5 protein-coding genes and 2 tRNA genes are annotated in these 5,250 nt (G+C 69.8%); 2 read left to right on the forward strand and 5 right to left on the reverse strand.

The window, feature by feature from the left end; translation table 11 throughout:
• The 4 genes from AB0M52_RS29995 to AB0M52_RS30010 all read right to left on the reverse strand — a co-directional run.
• A partial coding sequence (locus AB0M52_RS29995) for an ATP-dependent Clp protease proteolytic subunit (RefSeq protein WP_363960712.1) occupies positions 1-400 on the reverse strand: 400 nt, incomplete at its 3' end.
• 14 nt (positions 401-414) lie between these two features.
• Positions 415-1,056 (reverse strand): ATP-dependent Clp protease proteolytic subunit, encoded by a 642-nt coding sequence (locus tag AB0M52_RS30000; RefSeq protein ID WP_363960714.1) that lies wholly within the window; start codon positions 1,054-1,056, stop codon positions 415-417.
• A 167-nt stretch (positions 1,057-1,223) separates the two neighbouring features.
• Positions 1,224-2,570 (reverse strand): trigger factor, encoded by a 1,347-nt coding sequence (gene tig / locus AB0M52_RS30005; protein WP_363960716.1) that lies wholly within the window; start codon positions 2,568-2,570, stop codon positions 1,224-1,226.
• A gap of 162 nt (positions 2,571-2,732) precedes the next feature.
• A tRNA-Pro gene (locus tag AB0M52_RS30010) sits at positions 2,733-2,806 on the reverse strand.
• Between the two features lie 211 nt (positions 2,807-3,017).
• Between AB0M52_RS30010 and AB0M52_RS30015 the strand changes: the two genes are divergently transcribed.
• A tRNA-Gly gene (locus AB0M52_RS30015) sits at positions 3,018-3,091 on the forward strand.
• Between the two features lie 841 nt (positions 3,092-3,932).
• On the opposite strand, the gene AB0M52_RS30020 is transcribed toward AB0M52_RS30015, so the two are convergent.
• Positions 3,933-4,472 carry a hypothetical protein gene (locus tag AB0M52_RS30020; RefSeq protein WP_363960718.1) on the reverse strand — a complete coding sequence of 180 codons (540 nt, stop codon included), beginning with the start codon at positions 4,470-4,472 and terminating at the stop codon, positions 3,933-3,935.
• A gap of 112 nt (positions 4,473-4,584) precedes the next feature.
• Here AB0M52_RS30020 and AB0M52_RS30025 point away from each other — a divergent pair.
• Positions 4,585-5,250: GNAT family N-acetyltransferase (locus AB0M52_RS30025; protein ID WP_363960721.1), on the forward strand; the 666-nt coding region annotated here is incomplete at its 3' end.

Consider the following 5,250-nt stretch of genomic DNA (forward strand, 5'->3'; position numbering starts at 1 on the left):
GCGAGTTCGGCAGCGCCATCCGCTTACCCGGGGTGCCCGCGGACAGCAGCACCGCCGCGGCGGAGGCCGCCTGGCCGAGGCAGACGGTCTGGATGTCCGGCCGGACGTACTGCATGGTGTCGTAGATCGCCGTCATGGCGGTGAACGAGCCACCGGGCGAGTTGATGTACATGATGATGTCCCGGTCGGGGTCCGTCCCCTCCAGGGTGAGCAGCTGGGCCATCACGTCGTTGGCCGACGCGTCGTCCACCTGGACGCCGAGGAAGATGATCCGGTCCTCGAAGAGCTTGTTGTACGGGTTGGACTCCTTGACCCCGTACGACGTGCGCTCGACGAACGACGGCAGAACGTAGCGGTTGTGCACGGCCGCGAACTGGGGCGGCAGGCTCAGGTCGGTCATCGTCAGCTCCTCGGTCAGCTCAGGGTCCCGGCGCCTTCCGGAACCTGGGCGGCTCCGGTGATCACCTTGTCGATGAAGCCGTAGTCCATCGCCTCCTGGGCGGTGAACCAGCGGTCGCGGTCCGAGTCCGCCTCGATCTCCGCCGCGTCTCGGCCGGTGTGGAACGCGACCCGCTCCTGGAACATCCGCTTGGTGTAGAGCATCTGCTCGGCCTGGATCGCGATGTCGGCGGCGGTGCCGCCCATGCCGCCGGACGGCTGGTGCATCATGATCCGGGCGTGCGGCAGGGCGTAACGCTTGCCCTTGGTGCCCGCACAGAGCAGCAGCTGGCCCATCGAGGCGGCCATGCCCATCGCCACGGTCGACACGTCGTTGTCGATGTACTGCATGGTGTCGTAGATCGCCATGCCGGAGTAGACCGAGCCACCCGGCGAGTTGATCCAGAGAAAAATGTCCCGGTCCGGGTCCTCCGCCGCGAGCAGCAGCAGCTGCGCGCAGATGCGGTTGGCCACCTGATCGTTCACCTCGCTGCCCAGGAAGATGATCCGCTCCTTGAGCAATCGGTTGTAGACCGAGTCGTCGAGGTTGCCAACTGAGTCACCGCCACGGGCATCGATCGCCCGAAACGGCTTCGCTGGGATGTGCATGTCGGTCATGGCAGCCCTTCGCTCTCCGTACCGTCGTGTCCGACATTAACCGCTGGGCCGGGGGGCATAGTCCCGGTCGGGGCACTGTTCGCTATCAGCGCAGCCTGGAAGGCGTACCCGGAAAGGGATCGGGCCACCATCCACCGCGACCGGCGGACGGTGGCCCCACCCGGCGATCAGTGCTCGTGCGCGTGCTCCTGCTCGCCCGCCTCACGGAGGGCGTCAAGGCTGACCTCGGCACCGGCCGAGTCCTTGATCGTGATGCGCTCCATGACCGCGGCCAGCGCCTTGCCCCGCCGGACATCGCCGAAGACCGCGCCAGCGGCTCCGGAGCGGACCAGCTGGTCGTAGTACTGCTGGGGGGCCATGCCGGCGCGCTGGGCGCGGTGCACGATCTCGTGGCCGAACTCGTCGTCGGAGACCTGCACGTCCTCGGCGTCGGCGAGGGTGTCGAGCAGCAGCTGGACCTTGACGCCCTGGGTGGCGGCCTCGGTCAGCTCGGCGTCGATCTGCTCCTCGGTCTTCTCCTCGGCGGCGAGGTAGTCCTCCAGCGAGGCGCCGATCCGCTCCAGCTGGTCGACCATCGCCTGCTTGCGGCTCTCTACCTCGTCGCGGACCACGCCCTCCGGCGCCGGCACGTCGGCGGCCTCGACGAGCTGCTCGAGGGCCTTGTCCCGGGCGGCGTAGATCTGCTCGACCCGCTTGCCCCGGGTGACCCGCTCACGCAGGTCGTTGCGCAGCTCCTCGATGGTGTCGAACTCGCTGGCCATCTGGGCGAAGTCGTCGTCCAGCTCGGGCAGCTCCTTCTCCTTGACCGTGCGCACGGTCACCACGACGTCGGCGTCCCGGCCGGCGAAGTCGCCACCGACGAGCTGGGTGGTGAAGGTGGTGTCCTCACCGGCGGAGAGGCCGACCACGGCCTCGTCCAGGCCCGGCAGGAGCTGCTTGCTACCCACCTCGTGGGAGATGTTGCTGGCCGAGCCGCCCGGCACCTCCTCGCCGTCGACGGTCGCCCGCAGGTCGATCTGCACGTAGTCACCCTCGGCGGCGGGCCGCTCGACGGTCTTGAGGGTGGCGAACCGCTCGCGGAGGTTCGTCACCTGCTCGTCGATCTCGCTGTCGCCGACCTGCAGCTCGTCGACCGTGACCTCGATGGAGGTCAGGTCGGGCACGGTGATCTCCGGCCGGACGTCCACCTCGGCGGTGAAATTGAGCGAGTCACCGTCGTTGAACTCGGTGATCTCGACCTCGGGGCGACCCAGGGTCTTCAGGTCGTGCTCGCGGACCGCAGAGAGGATGTTCTGCGGGATGGCCTCCTGCACCGCCTCGTTGAGCACGGTGCCCCGACCCACCCGCTGATCGATGATGGCGGGCGGCACCTTGCCCTTGCGGAAGCCGGGAATCTGGATCTGCTGGCCGATCTCCCGGTACGCCTTCTTGAGGCTCGGCTCGAGCTCGACGAACGGCACCTCGATGGCGAGCCGCACGCGCGTCGGGCTCAGAGTCTCGACGGTGCTCTTCACAGGCGTACTCCTTGACGGATCTCGGGTTGAGTCTGGGCGCTCTTACAGCCCATCGAGTGTAGGCGAGCCGGCCCGGCCGACCGGCAGCGCCCGGGGGGCCTCGCCGCGGGGCTGTCCCGCGCGCCGGCCGTTCCGGGTGTCGCCGTTCCCACGTTGCGGCAGTCGGGGTGGCGGGATTTGAACCCACGGCCCCTCGCTCCCAAAGCGAGTGCGCTACCAAGCTGCGCCACACCCCGTGGCGACGAGCAGTCTATGCCGTCGGCCCGACAACGATGTGCCGGGGCGTCACCCAACGCGCCGAACAGGGAGAAACCGGATACCCCGGCGACATTGCCGCCCCGCCCGGAACTTATCTGGATCATGGACGGCGTGGCGCCGGGATACGGCCGCGCGGACGCCGCGGGCATTGGGTAGGCTGTCGGGCGCGTCCCGGGTGTCGGGGCGTACGCGGGCGTAGCTCAATGGCAGAGCTTCAGTCTTCCAAACTGACGGTGCGGGTTCGATTCCCGTCGCCCGCTCCACACCTTCCGGCCCAGGTCAGCGGCATGATCGCCGAGCCTGGGCCGCTTTCGTGCTAGCTCTCTTTGATCTTGCGTGCCATTGGCGTGCCAGTAGCGCCCGCCGTGCCGCCCGAGGCCGATTTGCGGGCCGGCCGTCAGGTCCCACATCCGGGCGCCGCCAGCTCACGTGGGTTAGCTGACGTACCAATCGAATAGCTCCCAGCCGGGTGGCGTAACCATGACCAAGAGCATCAGACCGGTAAGGGAGCTGGCTACAGCGAGTCCGACCCACCGTCGCCAATCGGCTCGCAGCCCCGAAGAGGTCAGCTTGGGCAGTGCTACGGCCAAGCACAGCAGAGCCGGGATGAAGCCCACCCCTACCGCGATCACCGCGGGCCATGCCCACGCAGGTGGTGATTGCTCAGGGAAGTACTCGGCTTCGGTGGTGAGGTAGGCGACTGCCCCGTAGGCGTACATCGCAACGACGAGGAGCTGCACCGACGCCAGCGTCCACGTCCACCGAGTCAGACCACCTTCGTTCTTCGCCCCGGTACGCATCGATGCAGGATACGAGAAAAGTGGCGCTCCGGAACGATCGCGAGGGCGGTCGGCCGCCGCCGAGGTCGGGGCGATCCCTGCCGCGCCGCTTCGCGGCCTGTTGAGGTCAACCACCGGGTGAATCCATCCGCGGCCGATCCGATGGCGGCCACGGATGAACCGGCAGCGGCGGGGTATGCGGCCCCGTCCTGGTGGAGTGACGACCTTCCGGTCGCGGTGCCGCGACCGGCCCGGCCGGGCGGGTCGGTTCAGGCCGACCCGCCCGGCAACGGGCTGCGGTGCGTGCGGCTCCGGTGCGTGCGGCTCAGGTGGTCAGCCAGTTCCAGGCGTCCACGACCCACTGGGTCTGCTGCAGGTAGGCGATGCCCAGGCCGGTCAGAAAGACCGCGGTGACCAGGTGGGCGCCCCGGGCACTGCGCCGCACCCGGCCCAGCTGCCGTTCCAGCACCACCCGCCCCAACAGCCTGGCCAGCGCGAAGAGCCCGGCCGCCACCAGCAGGCTCAGCACGAAGATCAGGAACGGCCCCGCGAGGTCACCGCCGCCGGAGATCGCCCAGATTCCCCAGCACACGAAGGCGAACAGCGCACCGGCGGCGCTCGACTCACCGCCGCGTTTCAGCTGCGCCACGTGCCAGCTCAACGGCCGGCGCGGTGCCGGGCCGCCCGGCCAGCCGGTGCCGGTCGGCTCGTGCTCGACGGCCGGGAACGGCTCGGTACGGGGCGCCCGGGAACCGACCGAGGCCACGCCACGCCGGTACGGGTCGCGCTGCGGCGGTATCCCGTCACCGGGCTGCGGCGGCACCTCGACGGTCCGCTCCGCCCACGGCTGCGTCTGGTCGGCCATGTCATCCCCTCCCCCTGGGCCGGCGGCGACCACCGATCGCCGCTGGAGACTTCGAGGGTAGCCAGCCGGCAAATCGCTCGCCGCAGCCGCGTCGATCGGTTAGACACGACCGGTGACGACCTCCCCTTTGCCCATCCAGACCGCCCGCGCCGAGGACTGGGACGAGATCAACCGGACACTCGGACAGCTGTTCCACCACAGCGTCGACCCAGAGAGCCACGAGATCGAACGCGCGATCTTCGAACCGGAACGCGCCCTGCTGGTACGCGACGGAACGGAGCTGGTGGCCAGCGCCGCGGCGTACACCCGGGAGCTTGGCGTACCCGGCGGTGCGGTGCCCGCCGCGCACGTCACCCTCGTCGGCGTCGCGCCGACGCACCGCCGTCAGGGCCTGCTCACCGCGATGATGCGCCGGCAGCTACGCGAGATTCACGACGCCCGTCGGGAGCCGGTCGCGGTGCTCTGGGCCAGTGAGGGGCGGATCTACCCCCGCTTCGGCTACGGGATGGCCTCGCAGCGGCTCCAGATCACCGGCGAGACCATCGAGCTGCGGCTGCCGGCCGCGACGCCCGACGAGGGCCGGCTGCGCCTGGGCCGGCCGACCGACCGCCAGCCCGACCTGGCCCGGGTGTACGAGCAGGCCCGCGCAAACCGCCCCGGCTGGTCCGCCCGCGACGATCGGTGGTGGCGGTACGTGCTGGGTGACCCGGAGTCGCAGCGCGGCGGCGCCACCGAACGGCGGGTGGTGCTGCACGAGGGTCCCGACGGCGTCGACGGG

Origin of the sequence: Micromonospora sp. NPDC051296 (assembly GCF_040682255.1) — a bacterium.
Classification (GTDB): Bacteria; Actinomycetota; Actinomycetes; order Mycobacteriales; family Micromonosporaceae; genus Micromonospora; species Micromonospora craterilacus.